The sequence below is a fragment of the Aeromonas australiensis genome, assembly GCF_000819725.1.
Lineage (GTDB): Bacteria > Pseudomonadota > Gammaproteobacteria > Enterobacterales > Aeromonadaceae > Aeromonas > Aeromonas australiensis.
In genome coordinates this window covers 1-1,962 of the sequence record NZ_CDDH01000059.1, presented here as the reverse complement: position 1 = coordinate 1,962, position 1,962 = coordinate 1, and the positions used below count along the sequence as shown (strand labels likewise).

Annotated in this window: 2 protein-coding genes; both read right to left on the bottom strand. The window is 55.3% G+C overall.

The annotated features are described in order from the left end of the window. Window positions 1-36: 36 nt before the first annotated feature. Window positions 37-1,062 carry a succinylglutamate desuccinylase gene (gene astE / locus BN1117_RS09640; protein WP_040096880.1) on the bottom strand — a complete coding sequence of 342 codons (1,026 nt, stop codon included), beginning with the start codon at window positions 1,060-1,062 and terminating at the stop codon, window positions 37-39. A 282-nt stretch (window positions 1,063-1,344) separates the two neighbouring features. Further along, window positions 1,345-1,554: a DUF1127 domain-containing protein gene (locus BN1117_RS09635; protein ID WP_011706670.1), complete on the bottom strand. Its 210-nt coding sequence runs from the start codon at window positions 1,552-1,554 to the stop codon at window positions 1,345-1,347. Window positions 1,555-1,962 lie beyond the last annotated feature (408 nt).

Here is a 1,962-nt window from a genome sequence, read left to right as displayed (position 1 = left end):
GACTGGCCCCGTTTTTATATTGGCGCATCCCGCCAGCTATTCCCAGAGCCTTGTCGGCACCACCATCAGCACGGTGCGCTGACCGATCGCCACATTGGCATTGGGGAAGACAACCGCCTCACGCGGCTGCTCGACCGTGTAGCGCAGCTCGCCATCCTCGGCCAACACAAACCCTTGCGGAAATTCGGTAAAGTTGTCCACATCGCTGGCAAACAGGAAGCGAAACTGATCCGATTTTTTGGTGATCACCCGATCGATGGCAAACAGGGTGAAATCGTCCGCCCGCCACGGCTCCAGCGCCACCTCGTCTTGGGTGACCAGCTCCTGCAGAGCCTGCCGGGTCTCGATAAAGCGGGTCATGTCGTTCTCGCCAAACGGCCGTACCTTGCCCAGCTCCACCGTAAAGGCATGGGCACCATGCTGGCGGGAGCTGTAGTAGCTGAAGGTAGTGGTCGGGCTGGCGGAGAGCAGAATGGTGCGCACCCCGCAGGCGCCGAGGAACTGCACCTGCTCGCGACAGTGGGGCCGCTCATGGGGGAAGGGGTAGACGGCGAACTTCTCGTGACGAGAGCCGCGAATGGCAGTATGCAGGTCGTAGTGGTAGCGAGGACGAGCCGGATCGGCAAAGAAGCGGCTCACATACTGCTCGAGGCGCATGGCGCGGATCCGCTCCCGATTGCAGAGTCCCTCCCCCTTGCTGTGGGCGCCGGAGAAGAGCCGGTTCATGTTCTCCTCCACCTCCCGCAGCCCCAGATTCATCGCCGCCGGATTGCCAAACAGGAACAGCACCCGATGGCGGGCACGCAACTCGCCAGAGAGCAGTCGGCTCAGCAGCTGGTTGCAGATCTCGATGGGGGCGGTCTCGTTGCCGTGGATACCGCAGGAGAGAACGATATCCTTCTCCCCCCCGGGCTGATCACCCGCACCACTGGCAGGCTCCAGGCAGAGCACGCCCGTATCCCAGACACTGACTCGCGCGCCATCAGGCAGGACAAACTCAAAGGGCTCAAGCTGCCACTCATTGCTGCGGGTCAAGGCCAAAAAATCGTGCTGGGGAATCATCCGTCTCACCCTCTTGCTCTGGAAAACCATGCTCGGATTATACGCAAGGCTCCGCGGCTTAAAATCATTTTTTAAACAAATTCAAACATTAACAACACAATTGTGCTAACAATCGAACGGCGCTAACAATGGCAGTAGCGATGCGGAATAAAGAGGTACAACAAACAGCAGCAGGACAACAGAGGGAGATAAAACAGACTATTGCGCGCCTGAAGGCGGGGCGCCACAGGGGCAGAGCAGCAAAAGGGTCAACAGAAAAACAAGGCATCCATGCCCGGCAGATCAACCACGCCAGAACGGCTTGGTAGTCTCTTGATAACGGTCAGCCTCATTCAGACCGATGTCTTTGAGCAGGTACTCGGGCAGCTCGGAGAGCTGGCGACGGCTGCGGCTACGCTCCAGCCAGGTCAGCACGGTCATTTTTACGCGAGCTGCCAGATTCAGTTGGCTGGAATGCTGGTAACCGGCTTCGGTATAAGTCATGTTGGCCATGATGTCGCTCCTCTGATCATCTGTTTGCGCACTGGGCTTTATTTGATGCGCAAAGCTTAGTCAGGGAGCAGGACCGACTCAATTGACGAATTTTGATACATTTCATTAGGAAAACTAATAGTAAAAGGCTAACCGATAAATAGCTAAGCATTTGATTTATAACAACAAATTAACTAAGCGTTCGATTATCCACTGCCCACAGTATATTGTGCTGCATGGTCCCCTCTTACATATGCAATTTACCGCGTTGCCTATGCACTCGCCAATGAACGCGCCATGGCTGGCAACCCCGTCATTACACTAGATTGTTAATCAAGCGATCTTTTTACGATTTTAAATTAACAATATGAAACATAAAACAAACTTACTTTTCCTCCCGCGCGGCTCCCTCTATGACGACCCGCACCC